Origin of the sequence: Sulfurimonas sp. ST-25, assembly GCF_048079205.1 — a bacterium.
GTDB classification, from domain to species: Bacteria; Campylobacterota; Campylobacteria; order Campylobacterales; family Sulfurimonadaceae; genus Thiomicrolovo; species Thiomicrolovo sulfuroxydans.
In genome coordinates, this window is sequence record NZ_CP182225.1 from 1508518 (window position 1) to 1525382 (window position 16865).

At 54.8% G+C, this 16865-nt stretch carries 17 protein-coding genes; 7 read left to right on the forward strand and 10 right to left on the reverse strand.

Features of this window, described 5'->3' with window-relative positions; translation table 11 throughout:
* Positions 1 to 32 precede the first annotated feature (32 nt).
* Complete coding sequence (locus ACM66T_RS07720) at positions 33 to 767, reverse strand: hypothetical protein (RefSeq protein ID WP_231018282.1); 735 nt, start codon at positions 765 to 767, stop codon at positions 33 to 35.
* Positions 768 to 934: 167 nt separating this feature from the next.
* On the opposite strand from ACM66T_RS07720, the gene ACM66T_RS07725 reads away from it, so the two are divergent.
* On the forward strand, positions 935 to 1330 hold the full coding sequence (locus ACM66T_RS07725; RefSeq protein ID WP_231018284.1) for a hypothetical protein: 396 nt from the start codon (positions 935 to 937) through the stop codon (positions 1328 to 1330).
* Between the two features lie 21 nt (positions 1331 to 1351).
* Here the strand turns inward: ACM66T_RS07725 and amrA are convergent, their stop codons facing one another.
* Positions 1352 to 2350, reverse strand: a complete 999-nt coding sequence (gene amrA, locus ACM66T_RS07730; protein ID WP_231018285.1) for an AmmeMemoRadiSam system protein A — start codon at positions 2348 to 2350, stop codon at positions 1352 to 1354.
* Between the two features lie 177 nt (positions 2351 to 2527).
* On the opposite strand from amrA, the gene ACM66T_RS07735 reads away from it, so the two are divergent.
* Positions 2528 to 3118 carry a phosphoribosylanthranilate isomerase gene (locus ACM66T_RS07735; protein WP_231018287.1) on the forward strand — a complete coding sequence of 197 codons (591 nt, stop codon included), beginning with the start codon at positions 2528 to 2530 and terminating at the stop codon, positions 3116 to 3118.
* A 10-nt stretch (positions 3119 to 3128) separates the two neighbouring features.
* Here ACM66T_RS07735 and ACM66T_RS07740 read toward each other — a convergent pair whose 3' ends face one another.
* Positions 3129 to 3704 carry a hypothetical protein gene (locus ACM66T_RS07740; RefSeq protein WP_231018289.1) on the reverse strand — a complete coding sequence of 192 codons (576 nt, stop codon included), beginning with the start codon at positions 3702 to 3704 and terminating at the stop codon, positions 3129 to 3131.
* 125 nt (positions 3705 to 3829) lie between these two features.
* On the opposite strand from ACM66T_RS07740, the gene ACM66T_RS07745 reads away from it, so the two are divergent.
* The gene (locus ACM66T_RS07745; RefSeq protein WP_416768254.1) at positions 3830 to 4189 is read left to right on the forward strand and encodes a hypothetical protein; all 360 of its coding nucleotides are present in this window, start codon (positions 3830 to 3832) and stop codon (positions 4187 to 4189) included.
* A gap of 74 nt (positions 4190 to 4263) precedes the next feature.
* On the opposite strand, the gene ACM66T_RS07750 is transcribed toward ACM66T_RS07745, so the two are convergent.
* Both ACM66T_RS07750 and ACM66T_RS07755 read right to left on the reverse strand, forming a co-directional pair.
* Complete coding sequence (locus tag ACM66T_RS07750; RefSeq protein WP_231018292.1) at positions 4264 to 4449, reverse strand: hypothetical protein; 186 nt, start codon at positions 4447 to 4449, stop codon at positions 4264 to 4266.
* An 82-nt stretch (positions 4450 to 4531) separates the two neighbouring features.
* On the reverse strand, positions 4532 to 4750 hold the full coding sequence (locus tag ACM66T_RS07755) for a cold-shock protein (RefSeq protein WP_416768255.1): 219 nt from the start codon (positions 4748 to 4750) through the stop codon (positions 4532 to 4534).
* Between the two features lie 303 nt (positions 4751 to 5053).
* On the opposite strand from ACM66T_RS07755, the gene ACM66T_RS07760 reads away from it, so the two are divergent.
* On the forward strand, positions 5054 to 5659 hold the full coding sequence (locus ACM66T_RS07760; protein ID WP_416768256.1) for a superoxide dismutase: 606 nt from the start codon (positions 5054 to 5056) through the stop codon (positions 5657 to 5659).
* 84 nt (positions 5660 to 5743) lie between these two features.
* On the opposite strand, the gene ACM66T_RS07765 is transcribed toward ACM66T_RS07760, so the two are convergent.
* Together ACM66T_RS07765 and ACM66T_RS07770 are read right to left on the reverse strand one after the other, a co-directional pair.
* Positions 5744 to 6397 (reverse strand): DUF3530 family protein, encoded by a 654-nt coding sequence (locus ACM66T_RS07765; RefSeq protein ID WP_416768258.1) that lies wholly within the window; start codon positions 6395 to 6397, stop codon positions 5744 to 5746.
* A gap of 475 nt (positions 6398 to 6872) precedes the next feature.
* Positions 6873 to 7034: a hypothetical protein gene (locus tag ACM66T_RS07770; RefSeq protein ID WP_231018299.1), complete on the reverse strand. Its 162-nt coding sequence runs from the start codon at positions 7032 to 7034 to the stop codon at positions 6873 to 6875.
* A gap of 66 nt (positions 7035 to 7100) precedes the next feature.
* Here ACM66T_RS07770 and ACM66T_RS07775 point away from each other — a divergent pair, with 66 nt between their 5' ends.
* Complete coding sequence (locus tag ACM66T_RS07775) at positions 7101 to 8936, forward strand: ATP-binding cassette domain-containing protein (protein ID WP_416768259.1); 1836 nt, start codon at positions 7101 to 7103, stop codon at positions 8934 to 8936.
* Positions 8933 to 9460 (forward strand): exonuclease domain-containing protein, encoded by a 528-nt coding sequence (locus ACM66T_RS07780; RefSeq protein ID WP_416768260.1) that lies wholly within the window; start codon positions 8933 to 8935, stop codon positions 9458 to 9460. The genes ACM66T_RS07775 and ACM66T_RS07780 overlap by 4 nt, the downstream gene beginning before the upstream one ends.
* Positions 9461 to 9845: 385 nt before the next feature.
* On the opposite strand, the gene ACM66T_RS07785 is transcribed toward ACM66T_RS07780, so the two are convergent.
* Both ACM66T_RS07785 and ACM66T_RS07790 read right to left on the reverse strand, forming a co-directional pair.
* Complete coding sequence (locus tag ACM66T_RS07785; RefSeq protein ID WP_231018305.1) at positions 9846 to 10229, reverse strand: thioredoxin family protein; 384 nt, start codon at positions 10227 to 10229, stop codon at positions 9846 to 9848.
* A 28-nt stretch (positions 10230 to 10257) separates the two neighbouring features.
* Positions 10258 to 10623 carry a rhodanese-like domain-containing protein gene (locus tag ACM66T_RS07790; protein WP_231018306.1) on the reverse strand — a complete coding sequence of 122 codons (366 nt, stop codon included), beginning with the start codon at positions 10621 to 10623 and terminating at the stop codon, positions 10258 to 10260.
* 139 nt (positions 10624 to 10762) lie between these two features.
* Here ACM66T_RS07790 and ACM66T_RS07795 point away from each other — a divergent pair, with 139 nt between their 5' ends.
* Positions 10763 to 10966 (forward strand): thioredoxin family protein, encoded by a 204-nt coding sequence (locus tag ACM66T_RS07795; protein WP_231018308.1) that lies wholly within the window; start codon positions 10763 to 10765, stop codon positions 10964 to 10966.
* Positions 10967 to 11236: 270 nt separating this feature from the next.
* Here ACM66T_RS07795 and ACM66T_RS07800 read toward each other — a convergent pair whose 3' ends face one another.
* A complete protein-coding gene (locus ACM66T_RS07800) occupies positions 11237 to 16573 on the reverse strand; it encodes a PKD domain-containing protein (RefSeq protein ID WP_416768261.1) in 5337 nt (1778 codons plus the stop codon).
* Positions 16574 to 16865: the final 292 nt, after the last annotated feature.

Here is a 16865-nt window from a genome sequence, read left to right on the forward strand (position 1 = left end):
CGCACTATGAGCGAAGTATGAGTATCGTACGATTATACCTCGTACGGCGTCGGGAGCGGCGGATTTGTGTCGAAGGCCCGGGCCAGCGCCTCGGTCACCTTCGTTTTAAGTTTCCCGGCTGCGACGGGGTGGAGGAACCGCGCCCCCTCCTCGCTCATCTGCTGCCGCAGCCCCGGGTCGTAGATGTAGGCGCGCTCCTTGCCGATCTTCGCGCTCTGATCGAAAATGGACTTGGCGTAAGCGAGGATATTGGGGTGGTGGCGGTCGAAGCGGTTGCCCCAGGCAAAAAAGACGAACTTGCCGCTGAGACGGATGTTCCTGACGTCGTGGTAGTTGAGCTCGCGGCTGAAACGGGTCAGCTGGAACGAGGGGAGCTTTTCGATGTCCTCGTTGAAGGTCTCCAGCACCGAGGTCGGTTCGATGTCGGGGCGGTTGTAGTTGAAGAGGTACTTCACCTCGATCAGTTTCCCCTCGAAACCGTGGATGCGCGACTGGAAGATGTCCATCAGCTTGTTGAACTGCAGCGGCGTATAGCTGCCGTCAAAGGCGTACCCCTGCTCCGCCAACGGCGAATCGACGTTGTACCCCTCCGGCGCCATGGCGGGATTGTAGAGGAAGATCGTCCCCGCGACGGTTTTGTTCTTTTTCTTGAGCAGGCGCGGCAGGTCCTCCGCGGTGATCGCCTCGTCCGGGGCATTAAAGTAGAGGTAGTGTTCGACGAGGTACTCCAGGTCGTACTCGGTTGCGAATTTTCCGAAAGCTTGCATGGTATTGGGCCTTTAGAGCATTTAGCGGATTTTACAGTAATTCGCCGCGAATGGAAAACCCCCGTTTTGCCCAGCCCGCCCCGGCGTTGGAGCGTAAAGTGCAATACACCCCAAAACGCGCAGGCGATCGGCGTGGCCGAACTCCATCCTAACACCAAAGGAAACCAATGAAAGCATTGACACAAAACATGATGACGAGCGGGGCACGCTTTGTCGAGTTGCTCGACAAGAGCGGTCTCAAGCCCAAAGCGGCGTTCTGGATCTACAACCCGGAACAAGATGCATGGCAGCTGCTGGTCGGGCACGTCGACACCATCGATGACGCCGCATTCGATGCGGCAGTCGCGGAGCTCATGGCCCTGCACGATACGGAACTTCCCGAACTTGCCCTCACCGACATCGGCCTCGCCTTCGACGACGCGCCGATCCTCGAACTGCTCAACTCCGTCGTCAATACCGGCGACGAGATCCTGGGCATCAACTTCTCCCGCGAAGAGATCAACGGCGTCGTCATCGACGGCGTCTTCCTCTACCGCATGAACATCACCGAACCGGTTTTCTAACCGTTCCCGCGCCGGCGGAGGCTAGCGCATCACCACCGGATCGGGGGAGGCGTGGTGCATGAGCATCCGCCATCCCCCCTCTTCCTGCTTATAGACGTTCGTCGTCAGCGCCACCCCGGCCAGCTGGCTGCCGACGAAGATGCGTTCGCGCAGCGTATGGACGCTGAGCTGCGCGTCCCCCGTACGCTGGACCTCTTCAAGTTCAAAACGCATGATGGGCTGCCCCGAGAGCATCTCGCGCCAGCTCCGGTTGACCGCGGCGCTCCCCTGGATGCGCTCCCCGCCGGGGTGAATGCAGACGACGGCATCGTCATCGGCCCATACGCCCAGCATCGCGTCCAGGTCCCCGTACTCCAACGCCCGGTAGAAGCCCGCCTCAGCGTCCTGGGCGGTCGCATAGGAGGCCGCGGGTGCCGGTTCGGCAGCCGCCGCATCCTCGGGAAGCGCCTCCTCGTCGTCCAGCGCCCTGTCCTCGAAACGCTCGACCTGATAGATATAGATCCGGGGATGATGGTCGAGCGCGAAGCCTCTGATGCCCGCCTTGACGCCCAGCTGACCGAAGAAGTGGTCAAAGCTCGGGAACTCCTCCCACACCTGGGGCAGGAAGGTCGCGCTGCGGTCTTCCTGCTGCAAGATCACCCCGTCTATTCCGGGTCGTATTTTCGTTTTAAGATCCTCCGCGTCGCTGTACTCCAGCTCTTCGGGAAGGCCCAGCAGCGAGATCTCGATGCTGCAATAGGGGTACTCGCTCTCGCTCAGCGGGAAAAAACGTTTGTCACTGAAGGCCGCGGCCTTGGCATTGTAAATGACGTCGTCGAAGAGGGTGGCGTGGGGCAGAAGCGAGCCGATACAGCCGCGCAGCGAATCGCCGTCGATGTTGATCGTCACGAACGTCGCGCGCTGCTCGGAGAGCTGCGGAAACTGCTCCATCAGTATCTCTTTTGAAAAACTGAACGGTTTTCCGAATCTCTCCTCGATCGCCGCGCGGGCGAGTTTGAGTAGTATGTCTTGCAAGGTCATGATATCTTTTCCTTTAGGCGATTATTTCTCCCTTACAATTTCTGTTCCTCCCGGAGCAAACGGAGGGTTTCGAAAAACGGCAGAGGTCAGCATGAACGGGCATTGCATTACAATGGGTGAGTAGGTCTGCGACACGCACCGGAGGCCGCACCATCTTTACATATGACAGGAGGACAGATGCGCGTAAAAATCACCGGCATCACCAATCTCGAGGATGCGCTCGCCGCCGTGGACGAAGGCGCCGACGCCATCGACTTTATCTTTTTCCAGGGCTCCCGGCGCTTCATCACTCCCGAGGCGGCCTTCAAGATCGTCGAACAGCTGCCCCCCTTCGTCGAGAAGGTCGGCATCTTCGTCGACAGCGATGCCAAGTTCATCAACAAGGCGATCGCGCTGAGCGGCATTACCCTCGCCCAGATCCACTTCGAGGCGACGGACGCCCTGTACGGCTCCCTTGTCGCGCCGCACCTGCGCGTCGTGCGCGCGCAGCGCGAGACCGATATCGACTACCTCGCCGACCGCTACCGCATCGTCGACGTTTTCGGCGCGAACACGCTCAAAGCGGACGGCAGCCTGGATCTCAGTTGGTTTGATGGAAAAGAGTGCTCGAAGATCATCCTCTCGGGCAATCTGACGCCCGAAAACGTCGAGCAGGCCCTCCCCTACGGTTTTTACGGCGTCGACGTCAGCACCGCGGTCGAGAGCGAACCGGGCAAAAAGGACCGCGAAAAGATGCGGGCCTTTATCCGCGCCGCCAAGCAGTGCTAAGCGGGCGCGTTTACGCCTGCAGCAGCCACTCTTTGCGCGCGGGGGCGAGCTCCTCGAGCGTGTGCCAGACGGTGGGGTAGTCGCCGATCTGCGCGATCATCCCGTTGAAGATGTGGTAGGCCATGCCGTCTCCGGCTTCATTTTGCGCCTCGCTCCTTGCCTTCTGCAGTACTTCCTGGGGATCGAACGTTCTGACAAAGCGCGTCTCTACCGGCATCCCCGTATGGTTCGCGACGGTGGCGATGATGACGTTGTACTTGTCCATTTTCAGCAATGCATTCAGGGATTCGTACATTTTTGGGTCAGTAATGTCGTAGTGTGTCGTAAAGATGTAGTTGTCGTCTTTGTTCAGACGGAACTGGACAATACAGACCCCGATGGTCTTGCCGTCATAGGGCATCAGCAGAAATGTCGGTTTGAAGTCGCACTCCAGCTCGGGGGCGTCTAGCAGCGCCTCTGCCCCGTCGCTGAGACGCAGCAGGATCATGGGCTCGTCGTTTTCGATTCCCAGAGGGAGGGCATCGCCCGGGTCCATGGCGAGGATGGCTTGTTGTACTTCTGCTGGCAGTTCATGGTTGAAAATCATAGGTCGGTTCCTTTGTGGTTTTCCCCGGACCTACATTTTTTGTTCTTCCACGCACAAAACGGCGCCGAATTTCGCGCCCGTTTCCTGCATTAAGCCACGGAGAAAAGCACTTAAAAGGAGTCCATGTGCAAAAAGGGACGATCATCACGCTGCAGGAGGTGCAGGACGCTTTTTTTGAAAAGGGCCTCCATGGCTTTGACAATGAAAAGATCGCCGAACTCTACTACCTCATCGACGATCACGGCTACGTCTGCCTGCGCGACCCGGAGCGTGTGTGGGCGCCCAACATGGATGAGGACGACGAACGGATGGCCTGCAACGAGATCGCCGACATCCTGGAGCTGGACCACTCCATCATCGAGGAGTACTACATGGTCATCGTGGCCGCCGTCCAGGCCGCCTGCGAGCGGTTCACCGACATGACGATGAGGGAGAAGGTCCCCTTTTACATCGTGGCGCTGCACGCGCTGCTGCCGGAAGCGTAATACCCTCCCCGGCAGTCGGGGAGGCGGGGGGCTTGGTCAGAGGGGTGTAGAGGTTGCGGGCTTCGGCGCGCTTGTCAGTGCTGCAGGTTCTGCCAGGAGACGGGGTTGTGGAAATCCAGCCCGCTGCGTTGCCACTGGGCGCGTTCGCTGTTTCTGGAGTGGAGGAGCCCCTCGATGAGTTTGTATTTCAGACCGGTGACGGTGCTGGTCAGTTCTTTGCCTTCACTCAATGCCTTGAGTGTCTCTTCTTTCGTGTCCATCAGGGTCCTTTAGTCGCTCTATAAAAGAGCAGTGCTCTCTTAATCAAACGCCTGGAACGGCGGAAAGCTCCGCCGCTCGGAATTACAGGGCGGTAACGTTCTCCGCCTGCGGGCCTTTCTGCCCCTGGCCGATCTCAAAGGTCACTTCCTGACCCTCGTTGAGCTCGACACGGCCGTAGCCGCTTCTGTTGACCTGGCGGAAGTGTACAAATACGTCGTCGCCGCCTTCATTCGGGGCGATAAACCCAAAGCCTTTTTCGCTGTTGAACCATTTAACGGTTCCGTGTTTAAGATTTGCCATTGCAAGACCTTCATGTTGAATTGTTGTCAAAATATAATGCGGAGTAAAACGAGGAATAGAAAATACTGAGGAACGCTTCAATAATCACAAACCAAGATGAAACTCTAGATCATCTTTCAATGCCTTAATTATACCTGAAACATTCAAAAGTAGCAAGCGAATGCCAAAGGAATTTCCGCGGGTATGGCGGCGGTCTCATTGGGTTGCAAGGCGCCCGGCCGTGCGATGAGATTCATTTTTGCACATTAAAAGAGCTTATGCAACAAAAACAGAAGAACACCAATGCAACAAGGAGCAAAAGTAATGGCATTCGAACTGATGAAACTGCCTTTTGAAGAGGCGGCACTGGAACCGATGATCTCCGCGGAGACGATTCAGTACCACTACGGCAAGCACCACCAGGGCTACGTGAACAATCTCAACAAGCTGATCGAAGGCGGCAAATACGCGGACGCGTCGCTGCTCGACATTATCCGCAAATCCAAGGGCCCCACGTTCAACAATGCCGCGCAGGTCTTCAACCACGACTTCTACTGGTACGGCCTGAGCACGGAGAAGACTTCTCCTTCCACGGTGCTCATGGACAAGATCGAGCACGACCATGGCTCCATGGAGGATTTCAAAGACGCCTTCCTCAACGCCGCCGCAAGCCTCTTCGGCTCCGGCTGGGTCTGGCTCGTCAACCAAAACGGCAGCCTCGCCATCAAGAAGTACAGCAATGCCGAAACACCGATCAAAGACGGCCTGCGCCCCCTGCTCGTCTGCGACGTCTGGGAACACGCCTACTACATCGACCAGCGCAACAACCGCGCGGCCTACCTGGAGAACTGGTGGAAACTCATCAACTGGACGTTCGTCTCCGAGAACTGGGAAGCCAAAGAGGACGACCCGATTATCGGGTACAACTAAGCAGCCTTCATTTTTTCCGGGCCTCTGCAGTGTGCAGAGGTCAAATAGTCCACACCCCTCCCCTCTGACTCCGTACCGATTACACTATTCCGTTTCCTGACCTTCAAGCCACGTTTCGACCTCGTCGACAAAGAACCCCTCAGCGCCGTCGAGCACATGGTTCGCGCCGTCGATGCCGTACTGTTTATAGTTCGGTCCGACAAGTTTTCTTCGCGTCGCGGCGAACCCTTCGTCCTCCCCGTTCGCCCTGCCCCAGACGTCCAGCACGCTCACGTTGATCTTCGGCATGTTGTCGTTGCAGGAGATCACTTTGCTGCCGTTGCCCCGGCACCCCACGGCGATGTAGCCGTCAACGGATGTATCGGGGTGCGAAACAAGGTAGCTCGAGGTCATCCCCGCCCCCAGCGAGTGCCCCATGAGGTAGATCGTCTTCACCCCATGCTCTTTCAAATAGACGATGGCCTGGTCGATCATGGCGTTTACACGCGGCTGCTCCGCCTCGTACCCTTCGTAGTCCTCGTGGTTCGTCGGCATCTGCAAGGAGAGGGTATGGAAATCCAGGTCTTCGTTCAGCGCCTTTCGCAACGGCCCGACGACTTTGAAATCGGGATGCATCCCCTTGCCGTGCGCGAGAATGATCCCTTTGTCGACGGAGCCTTCCAGGTAAAGCGCTTTTTCGGGCAGGGTGACGGCTAATATTGATAATGGGAAAAGAGCGGTCAGCAGCAGTCGGTGCATGAATGTATCCTTTTTTCAGACAAGGATATTCCATAAGTATAAATTCTGTGTAAAAATCGTCAATATACGCTTTACGAAATCCATAGAGCTTCGACACGTCGCAGCGCATCAATCAAATCAGGAATTGGCCTGTTCCATTCTTTTCTTTTTCATAAGAAAAGAACCAAAAGAAAATCGTCGTTGCGCGAATCGCTCGCTGCTCCCGGCTTTGGGCCTCCACAGCGGCTTTCAAGGCACGCTTAACGACACTTAGCCTATCGATTTATGCGCTTCGGAAACCGACGCTAATGTGAAAAAAAGAGCTTCGACATGTCGAAGCGCATTCAATCAAATTAGAGTTGGCCTTGAGCGCTCCTTGAAAGCCACCCTGAAGGCATAAAGCCGAGAAAGGGTGAGCGATTCGCGAAAGGCCGCTTTTTGTGCTACTTTTTCTAAAAAAGTGGCAAAGAGAAGACATGTCTTCTTTCCTTTCTTTTTACAAAGAAACGAAACCAAAGAAAATCGTCGTCGCGCGAATCGCTCGCTGCTCCCGGCTTTTGGCCTCCGCAGCGGCTTTCAAGGCACGCGCGCCGACCAACTGCCGATTGATTTGATGCGCTTCGATCATCGAAGCTAATTGAGAAAAGAGCTTCGACAAGTCGTTTTCCCCAGCGGTAGCAACCTGTTATAATACGCGAAATTCTTCACCCGTCCAAAGAGTCCCATGATACAGTTTTCAAACCTCTCCAAAAGCTTCGGCAGCCAGGAGCTTTTCAGTAACCTCAATTTCCAGCTCAACCCGGGCAACAAGGTCGGGCTCGTCGGCCGCAACGGCAGCGGCAAGTCCACGCTCTTCAAGATCATCCTCGGCGAGGAGAGCCCTGACACCGGCGAAGTCATCACCCCCAAGGGCTACCGCATCGGCGCGCTCAAGCAGTACCTCCACTTCACCGAACCGACCCTTCGCGAAGAGGCGGCGCTGGCCCTCAGCGAGGAGATGCAGTACGACTTCTACCGGGTCGAGAAGATCCTCTTCGGCCTCGGTTTCGACCAGGAGGACCTCGACAAGGCCCCCGGCTCCTTCTCCGGCGGCTACCAGATCCGCATCAACCTCGCCAAGCTGCTGGTGACCGAACCGAACCTGCTGCTGCTCGACGAACCGACCAACTACCTCGACATCCTTTCCCTGCGCTGGCTCAAGGCTTTCTTGCGCAACTTCAAGGGCGAGGTGATCCTCATCACCCACGACCGCGACTTCATGGACTCCATCGTCACCCACACCATGGGCCTCGTGCGCCGCAGCCTCTTTGTCATCCCCGGCGACACGCACAAGTTCTACGACCAGCTCAAGGCCAACGACGAGCTCTACGAGAAGCAGAAGGCCGCCGACGACAAGAAGCGCAAGGAGCTCGAGGACTTCATCGCCCGCAACAAGGCGCGCGCCTCCACCGCGGCGCTGGCCCAGTCCAAGGTCAAACAGCTTGAGAAGATGGGGGAGATGGACGACCTCGGCTTCGACGCGACGCTGACGTTCGACTTCAACTTCAAGGAGACCCCGGCCAAGGTGCTCCTCGACGTCAAGGACCTCAGCTTCGGCTATACGCCGGAGCACCTCCTTTTCAAGGACGTCTCCTTCACACTGGAGAGGGGGCAGTGCCTCGCCATCATCGGGAAGAACGGCTCGGGTAAATCGACCCTCCTCAACAACATCGCCGGCGAACTCACCCCTCTCAGCGGCGAAGTGGCGTTTCACCCATCAACCTCGTTCGGCCACTTCGGGCAGACGAACATCTCGCGCCTCAACCCGGACCAGACCATCATGGAGGAGATCTACGAGGCCAACCCGAAACTCTCCGCCGCCGTCGTGCGCGGCATCTGCGGCGGCATGATGTTCAGCGGCGACCTCGCCGAGAAGAAGGTCTCCCTGCTCTCGGGCGGTGAGAAGAGCCGCGTCATGCTCGGCCAGATCCTCGCGCGCCCGGCGAACCTGCTCTTCCTCGACGAACCGACCCACCACCTCGACATCGACTCCATCGAGGCGCTGATGGTCGCCATCGAGAATTTCCAGGGCTCCTGCATCATCGTCACCCACTCCGAGGAGATGCTCCGCCGCGTCGCCGACCGGCTCATCATCTTCTCCAAAAACGGGGCCGAGTACTTCGACGGCGGCTATGACGACTTTTTGGCGAAGATCGGCTGGGGCGAGGAGGACCAGGTAGAAAAGGTCAAAACCGCCCCCAAGAACAACTACAAGGCGAACAAAAAAGAGATCAACGCGCTCACCCGCGAACGCTCCAAGGCGACCGCGCCGCTGCGCAAAGCGGTAGAGAAGCTGGAGAAAGCCATCATGGAAAGCGAATCAACCATCAACACGCTCCACGCGGAGCTTGTTGCTGCTTCAAACAGCGGGGACAACTCCAGGGTGATGGAACTTCACCAGACCGTCGCCAAAGAGGAGAAGGCGGTCGAGGCGGATTTCGAACGCCTCGCCGAAGCGCAGGAGAAGCTCGACGAGCTCATGGCAAGCTACGAGAAGCGCTTCGCGGAGCTGGAGGGGTGATCTTCCTCGACTTCGAAACGAACTCCCACAACGTCCACGACGTCATCGAAGTCGCCGCGCTGCGCGTCTCGAAGACTGCGGCGGGCTACATTGTTACCGAAACCTTCCACCGCTACTACCTTTCACGCTACCCGGTCAATCCGCACTCCCTCGCCGTCCATAAGCTCTCCCCCTCGCGCCTGATCGCGCTTCGGGGAGAAGCATCGTACCCGGAGCATTTCGACGAGGATCGGGAGTTCGCCGATTTCTGCAATGGCGCGACGACGCTGGTCGCACACAACATCGCTTTCGAACTGCGCCATCTCGGCGACCTTGTCGCTTTTGAGAAGCACTTCTGCACCATGCAGGCAAACAAGCGCATCGTCAACGCCAAAAACGTCAGGGGCGGGCTGAAAAACCCGAAGCTCGCAGAGACCTGCGCCTTTTACGGCATCGACTTCGACGAGGAGCAGTACCACAGCGCCATCTACGACGTCACGAAGACGCTGGAAATTTTGAACCGCATGGACGGTGCGCCGCGGTGAGCGCAATGCTCGTAGGAAGGTAATTCGACGATAGTGGGAAACGATAGAGCTTCGACACGTCGAAGCGCATTAAATCAATAGGCAGAGTGTCGTTAAGCGTGCCTTGAAAGCCGCTGCGGAGGCCCAAAGCCGGGAGCAGCGTGCGATTCGCGCAACGACGATTTTCTTTTGTTTCTTTTCTTTGTAAAAAGAAAAGATAGAGAAGTATGTTTATGCCACTTTTTTAGAAAAAGTAGCACAAAAAGCGGCCTTTCGCGAATCGCTCGCCCTTCCCGGCTTTATGCCTCCAGGGCGGCTTTCAAGGAGCGCTCAAGGCCAATTTTCAATTCAATTGAATGCGCTTCGGGAACCGAAGCTTGTGTGAGAGTGGAATTTTGGGACGCAGCTATTTTTGCTGGCGTGCCGCCCTTCTCGCTGCTTTTTCCGCCGCTTTTGCAGCACGGAACTCTTCCATATCCATCGCTTTTATCTTGTCGATAATCTCGACAAGCTCCTCCTCCGAAAATACGCCCGGTTTTTTGAAAACGACTGTTTTCTCCTTCATAATCACCGTTGTCGGCGTGCTTGAGATAAAGAAATGATCCGAAATACTCGTTTCCACCTGGGAATTGAGCTTAGTGAAGGTGATCTCGGGGTATTTTTCAGACGTCTTTTTAAAGATAGGGGCAAACTGTGCGCACGGTGCACAGAATTGTTGCCAGCAATCTATGATCACAATCTCACTGCCGTCAACGGTAATATCATAATTCTCTTTTGTCAGTTCGAGCATCTATTTTTTCTCCTGCTTTTGCTTTTACTTACTTCACCGTCTCCAGACCCTTGTCGATCCAACCCCAGTTGATCCCGCCGTCGAGTTCGTAGACATTTTTGTAGCCCAGTTTCGAACCCATGATCTCGCACGCCTGCTTTGTCCTGCTGGCATGCGCGCAGACCATGATAAAAGGCTGCTCTTTGTCAGTGACGACCTTCGAAAATGACTCCAGGAAGGTGTCGATGTCGAAGCCCCCCATCGCGTCGAAAAAGGTGATCTTATGGCTTCCTTCGATGATGCCGTCGTACTCCCACTCGTCAGCTCTTCTAATGTCGATGACGGTGAAGCCTTCCTCCAGCTTCTGCTGGAACTCCTTCGTCGAAAGCGACTTGAACGGTCCGAAATTTAACATTGATTTCCCTCTTTACTGCGCAGACACGCGTGTCCGCCTGGTATTTCGTTGTCTATATACAAAAATCATGCCTGAACAGATAAATGTAACCTGCTTGAACCCAATATGAGTAGCCCCGTGAAACAGACAAGGACAACACATGGCACTATTGGCGCTGACAGATGAGAACTTTCAGCAGGTCATCGCGGACAATGAGGTCGTCATTATCGACTTCTGGGCTACATGGTGTGGCCCCTGCAAACAGTACGGTCCCATCTTTGAAAAGGTGGCGGAGGAGACGAGCGGCGTCACATTCGCCAAAATCAACACGGACGACCAGCAGCAGCTGGCCGCGCAGCAGTAGTAGCGAGGCGCAGCAAGCGGCAGGTTTTGCAAGCGTATTCGAGCAAAGCTCTGCGCTGCTTATCTTCGGCTATTCCCACGGCCGCATTATCATTTCTACGTACACTTATCGAGATCTACCGCAGCCGGCGGAAGGCGACATCAAACCGGTTAGGCTGACACTTCCCGACCGCTAATTTACGATCGCTTTGGCTCATCGAATTCATGATAACAACAGACTGGAAGAGCGCAGACACGCTCGCGCTCTTCTGGAAGATGAAAGAAAATAGATTTAATTTTTTGTCAAAACAGAGCCATCGATGCCTGATATACACCATGTCGCCCCTGTAGAATCCTGCATACAGGAAGCCGATCCACTGCCTGACGTCGGATCTTCGGCATACTGTATTTCGGTCGTCGTCGGATAGCGGGTCACGCCGTTCTCTACGACGCAGTAATCACCCATCATCCCCTGGATCATGAAACTTCCATCGGGCAGAACCCATGTCCATTCGATCATATCCAGTCTGGTCGGACAGACATATGTTTCTACCGTACTGCCATCAAACTTGATAGCGTCATATGGGTTGTTATAGTCGCTATTCAGAATCCAGATATTATCCTGAGCATCGATGTCCATCCAGAATGGATAGAAACCGGGAGCATTGGGGAAATAGCTTGCGTAGTCGAGCACGGCACCCGTGGGAATCTCGCAGTAACCGCTGCCGTCGGCGTTGTACATCAGCACTTCAAAGCTGCTGCACGTCGGACAGTTGTAGCCGTCCATTTGACAGGTCATCGGCACACAGACTCCGCCGTCAACCTTTTCACCTTCAGCGCAGAGAATATCCTCACAGCTCCCGCTTCCATCAGGGTTATACACAAGCAGCTGTGTATCGGTACATACTGGACAGTTGTAACCGTCCGCTTGGCAGGTCATCGGGACACACTGCCCGTCCACGAGTTTTTCCGAATCGGCACAGACGATGTCTTCACAATAGCCACTGCCGTCGGGATAATAGCGCAACACCTGGTTGACGGTACAGCTCGGACAGTTATAGGCATCCGCTTCACAGGTCAGCGGAACACAGGTATTGTTTACCAGTTTTTCACTCTCTGTACAGACAGCAACGGCAACACAGGTGCCATTGTCATCCATGTAATACCCCGAGGTACAATACGTCATCTCGCTCACGAGAACATCGGCCGCCCATACGCGTTCCAAGTATAATTCGCCATCTGTATTAAAGAACCGTTGCGTTCCGTCAAGCTTGCCATAACTGTAAGGCGTTTCGTTCAAGATGATGCCCGTTGACGAGTACGTTTTGCTAAGCCCATGCTTCTGGCCGTCCGTGTACGGCGTCTCGGAAGCGAGCTGCGTCGTATAGTCGAAATAGACCTTCTCCACCCCATTCAGCTTGCCGGCAACATAGGGGCGCAAACCCCTTACCGTCGTGCCGTCTTCGCAGTATTCAGTCTCTATCCCCTCCTGCTGCCCTGCGACCCATGGCGTTTCGATATGCAGCATACGATTGTCATAGTAGCGCTTTTCCATCCCCTGAAGCAGACCGTTGTCATAGGGCCGTTCCAGTGAAAGGTTCCCGTCTGCCAGGTACCATTTTTCGACACCGTGACGCGTACCATCCGTATACGGCATCTCGTACTCCAGGATTTCCCCCGGATGGTAGGTCTTCAGCACACCGTCATTGCGTCCCGAAGCGTTATAGGGGTACTCAAAACGCAGTTCACCCGCCGTATAGAGATAACGTACATATGAGCCGTCTTCATGATAGACGATTTTCTCGGCCAAAAGACCGTTTTGATCATAGACCATGTACAGGCTGAGCTCACCTGCACTGTTGTAGATTTTTTGCTCCATGACGTGATTGTCGGCTGTATCATAAAGGGTCCACGTCGCCGGTTTGTAATCACTGTCAAAGCGCGGCGCCACCGTTTCGGACTGATAAATGGTCTCACTGTAGGTCGTCGCACCGTAGTAGGTCTGCGCCTGCATAATACCGTTTGAATAGGTAACAGCCCTGGTACCGCCATAATCTACCGTCCCATCCACAATGCCGTTAACGAACGGGATGGAAGCAGCCCGCCAATACTGAGTTCCCCAAGACGTGTAGCCGCAGATGCGCTGCACCGGTTCCATGAGTGTGCGCAGATCTTCGTTGACATACTCCAGACTGAATTGGCCCTCTTTGACTGTCACCGTTCCGTTCCACAACCCGTTTTGCAGCGTTCCATCCAGCAACAATGCGCCATTGCGCAGAAGCTGTACCGTCCCGTGCAGTGTACCGTTTTGGTAGTTGGCTGTGAACTCGTAGACATCCCCATTCGTATCCGTGCGTTTCGTATAGTAAACGCCGTTGCGTACACCGGCGGCATACTCCTCGATGTTCGTCGTATTGTTGTCATAGAGATCGAGCGTGTATTGACGCCCGTCCAGCTGACCGTTAAGCGTATTGTACTCTTCGGTCACGACACCGTTGATGGCAACAGTGCGCTGCACCAGGTTTCCGTTGTCCCATACGGCATCGGTAACTCTATCCGCATACACAAGATTATATTGTGAGCTTTCCGGAGCAAACACACTATCGACGCTGTGCCATGCACCGTGTTGCAGACCATTCAGATGATAGCCCCACTCGCTCTCTGTGAACCAGGGACCGTGTTCAACACCATTGGCATATGAGTACAGTGCACGGACGTTCTCCAAGGCATCAAAATAGATTTGCGCCCCGTCAGGCTCGCCGTTACTGAAACTCTCGACATGACTGATCCTGAAATCGTTTCCAAAATGCAGCGTCAGCCCGTTTGGAACATCGTTAATGTGTTGCTGCGATGTGATGAGTTTGTCATATTGATAGGAACATCTGTAAGCCCCGACATAAAAAGTATCCACATTATCTGCGTATGCCGGTGAGTCAACCAGTTCCGCTCTGTATTTAGGACAAAGCGTTGTATACGAAGCTGCGTTGAGAGAGATTTCGCCCTGATACTCCGCCGGAAGCGTCGCCATGGAAGGCAGTTCCCCCGCCGTCGGCAGCACGACATCCTTGACCGAGACCAGGATTTCCGTCTCGCCAGTCGCATTCTTGTCGTCCGTCACCACCAGTCTAACCGTATGATCCCCCGGGGCGAAGATGTAGTCGTAGCTCTTCGCCGTACTCTCGTTGATCAGGGTTCCGTTGTCATACCAACTGTATTTGACGATCTTGCCGTCGCTGTCAACGCTGTTCCATCCGGGCAGCGTCACCGTCTCGCCCGCCATGACCAGCTGGTTGGCACCGGCAATGGCGACCGGCGCGATGTTGGCCGGTACTGCCGTCTTGATATCGGTCACACTCACGTTTGCAGTCGCGTACTGACGACCGAAACTCTGACTCAGCTTCTGGCTGCCGCCGATAAAGTAGACCGTATAGTCACCCGGCTGGGTGAACTGGAGTTTCGCGATTTCCCGATTGTTGACATCGGGATAGGTGATATACACCCCCTCTTCGGGTAAGACTTTCCAGTCGACATACTTTTGTTCAAACGGGTTATTGATCCCGTCTTCGACAAGCCCGACCACTGTCACCTCGCCGTAATCAGAAGGCGTAGTGGCTTTCACGCCAAGCTTTGGTAACGAAAAAATGCCGTCATGGTACATCGACCAATTCTTCGTCCAGCCCATATGTAAGTATTCCATGGAATCCAAGCCCAATTCCGCTTTTAACGTGACATCCACCCCAAGCGTTGCGCCCAAATCCGTCAGGCGATAATCGGCAGATGCATTTTGGATGCTGCCCTCGGTAGCGATGGCCGCCTGGGCCCAAAGCGGCACGGCCACGCTGCCTTTAATGATTTTCCATGTCTTCGATTGTACACTCGGTATGATTTTGAAGGTGACATCCGCCTTGCCTTCAACGCTGATCGATGCCGTATAGGTGGGAGTGGGCTCCTCCTTGCTACCGATGGCTTCCCAGCTGTCATTCTCATAACGGAAACCCGATTTGATCGGGATGACATTGTTCATTTTGGTGGACGCCTTGATGGCCCCGGCAGCGTTTGCTGTCAGCTCCGCATCCAACCTGAGCGTAATCTCTTCTAGCACCGGTACGCCCGCCACTAAAAACACCCGAGTAAAGTTACGTTGCCACAGGGGGGCAACGCCGTCGTCAGTGGTACGGACACCTATGGTTTTTGCCGCTTCGAAGTTCAGCAGTACTTCGGTATCAAAGTGCACGTCACCTTCCAAATACATTTCGGCTTTATCGATCGAGAAGGTGCCTGTTTTTACAACCTGCGATGTCAGATGAGGGGCGAACTCCACTTTCATCCCTGCAGAGAGCACCCCATCTGGCGTCGAGAGGCTGGCATTGATTGTTCCAAAGCTGATCTCTTGACTCTTGGGTACGACATGGATCTCCAGTTCGACCGTTTCCGTTGCCGTTGCACAGGGGTCTGCAGCATTGTCACAGATCACTTCGTCCGCACGCAGTTCAAACGTGACCATATAAGGATCCTCGCTCACCATCTGGCTGGTAGCCAGCATCTTGAGCTCGGCGCTGATAAACGTGGGGTCTGTACCGTTTCTGGTCAGTGTCATTCCCAGGGTTGCAGGGTCAACGACCGTACCGCCATGTGTAACCTTCTCAATGCGGATACCGTTGAATTCATACTCCGGATCGGTTCGATTCGCAATAATCGTAGCAGTAAGGGTCTCTCCCTCGTTAACCGCAATCTGGTTTGTCGGCATCGTGACATTAAAGGCGCCAAATGAAGCGCTATACGCCACGGATCGTGCCGTAGCGGAAGCAGGCGTCGCATGAGACGTTACCGTTTGAGTCGCCTTGAAGCGCCCCGATGCCCAGGTCGTTTCCCGTGTATTTGAGGCGCCTTTGAATGCCGTAGTACGCTGCAATGTGCTGCTCATGACTGCCGGGACCTCAGCAGCGTCAAACAAGACGGTGTTTGAAATGAACTGCGTCTGTACAAAGATATCATCGACGCTGGCCTCGATCGTCTGCAACTCAATGGTCGTACCAGTTTTGCCGAGCCCCACAACCTTGCGGTAAAAGATATGCTCCAAATCTCCGACGATGACATCTCCATAGGCTGGATAAAGTGTCGTGTTCGTCTCGGTGAATGTGATGTTCGTATCGTTGACGACTACATTCACACCGTGAAGATCTGCGACCGGGATGATCTTGTAAGCTGATGAGACTGTCGTGCCAAATTCGAGGGTCGTGATCTGTTCCTCTTTGGAAATCACCGAGTTGCCGGCTTTGTCGATGGCTTTGATTTTGACATGGTAAAGCGTGTTGGGGAGCAGCCCATCTATATCGGCCTCCGCGACACCCGTGACTGTCTTTTTAAGCGAGGCTGTCGTAGGGGTAAAGCCTTCGGCGGTGTCCATGTGGACTTCATAGACAATCTCGTCGGCAGCCGTGCCGTCGTCGGTAGCCGGAAGCCAAAACAGCGTCACGCCGACCTGTGACGGCGAGTTCAACGAGACCAGAACCGGTGTTGACGGCGCCAGAGCATCCGCTGATGCTCCCGAGTTACTTCCGCCTCCTCCGCAGGCAGAAAACAGTAGTGCATAGATGACAAGTATTACACTTGTTAATGCATATTTCATTTTAATCCTTTCCAGTTGACGATAAAAGATAATTTTTTATCACACCGTTACTTCAACACAAGCCATAACAGTATTTTTTTTTGTTATAGGGACATAAAATATAAGAATATGTAACATTTGGTAATACTGACAAAGATTAGAAAATCTGTTCCTGCACGCATCTGAAGGCCTCTGTACACCGTCTTGCAGAGAGAATAGCGTTGTCGGGCTCAAGGGAGAAGTTGCTTTTTATTGGAAACCTTATTCTGCTTGACGCGTCACTCCGTATTGACCCCTTCACGCTTCAACGGGC

Coding starts and splice junctions, on each gene's coding strand:
- ACM66T_RS07765 (WP_416768258.1), bottom strand. CDS start 6,397: ATGCACCGACTGCTGCTGACCGCTCTTTTCCCATTATCAATATTAGCC.
- ACM66T_RS07720 (WP_231018282.1), bottom strand. CDS start 767: ATGCAAGCTTTCGGAAAATTCGCAACCGAGTACGACCTGGAGTACCTC.
- ACM66T_RS07775 (WP_416768259.1), top strand. CDS start 7,101: ATGATACAGTTTTCAAACCTCTCCAAAAGCTTCGGCAGCCAGGAGCTT.
- ACM66T_RS07740 (WP_231018289.1), bottom strand. CDS start 3,704: ATGATTTTCAACCATGAACTGCCAGCAGAAGTACAACAAGCCATCCTC.
- ACM66T_RS07735 (WP_231018287.1), top strand. CDS start 2,528: ATGCGCGTAAAAATCACCGGCATCACCAATCTCGAGGATGCGCTCGCC.
- ACM66T_RS07795 (WP_231018308.1), top strand. CDS start 10,763: ATGGCACTATTGGCGCTGACAGATGAGAACTTTCAGCAGGTCATCGCG.
- ACM66T_RS07755 (WP_416768255.1), bottom strand. CDS start 4,750: ATGGCAAATCTTAAACACGGAACCGTTAAATGGTTCAACAGCGAAAAA.
- ACM66T_RS07800 (WP_416768261.1), bottom strand. CDS start 16,573: ATGAAATATGCATTAACAAGTGTAATACTTGTCATCTATGCACTACTG.
- ACM66T_RS07725 (WP_231018284.1), top strand. CDS start 935: ATGAAAGCATTGACACAAAACATGATGACGAGCGGGGCACGCTTTGTC.
- ACM66T_RS07790 (WP_231018306.1), bottom strand. CDS start 10,623: ATGTTAAATTTCGGACCGTTCAAGTCGCTTTCGACGAAGGAGTTCCAG.
- ACM66T_RS07760 (WP_416768256.1), top strand. CDS start 5,054: ATGGCATTCGAACTGATGAAACTGCCTTTTGAAGAGGCGGCACTGGAA.
- ACM66T_RS07785 (WP_231018305.1), bottom strand. CDS start 10,229: ATGCTCGAACTGACAAAAGAGAATTATGATATTACCGTTGACGGCAGT.
- ACM66T_RS07750 (WP_231018292.1), bottom strand. CDS start 4,449: ATGGACACGAAAGAAGAGACACTCAAGGCATTGAGTGAAGGCAAAGAA.
- amrA (WP_231018285.1), bottom strand. CDS start 2,350: ATGACCTTGCAAGACATACTACTCAAACTCGCCCGCGCGGCGATCGAG.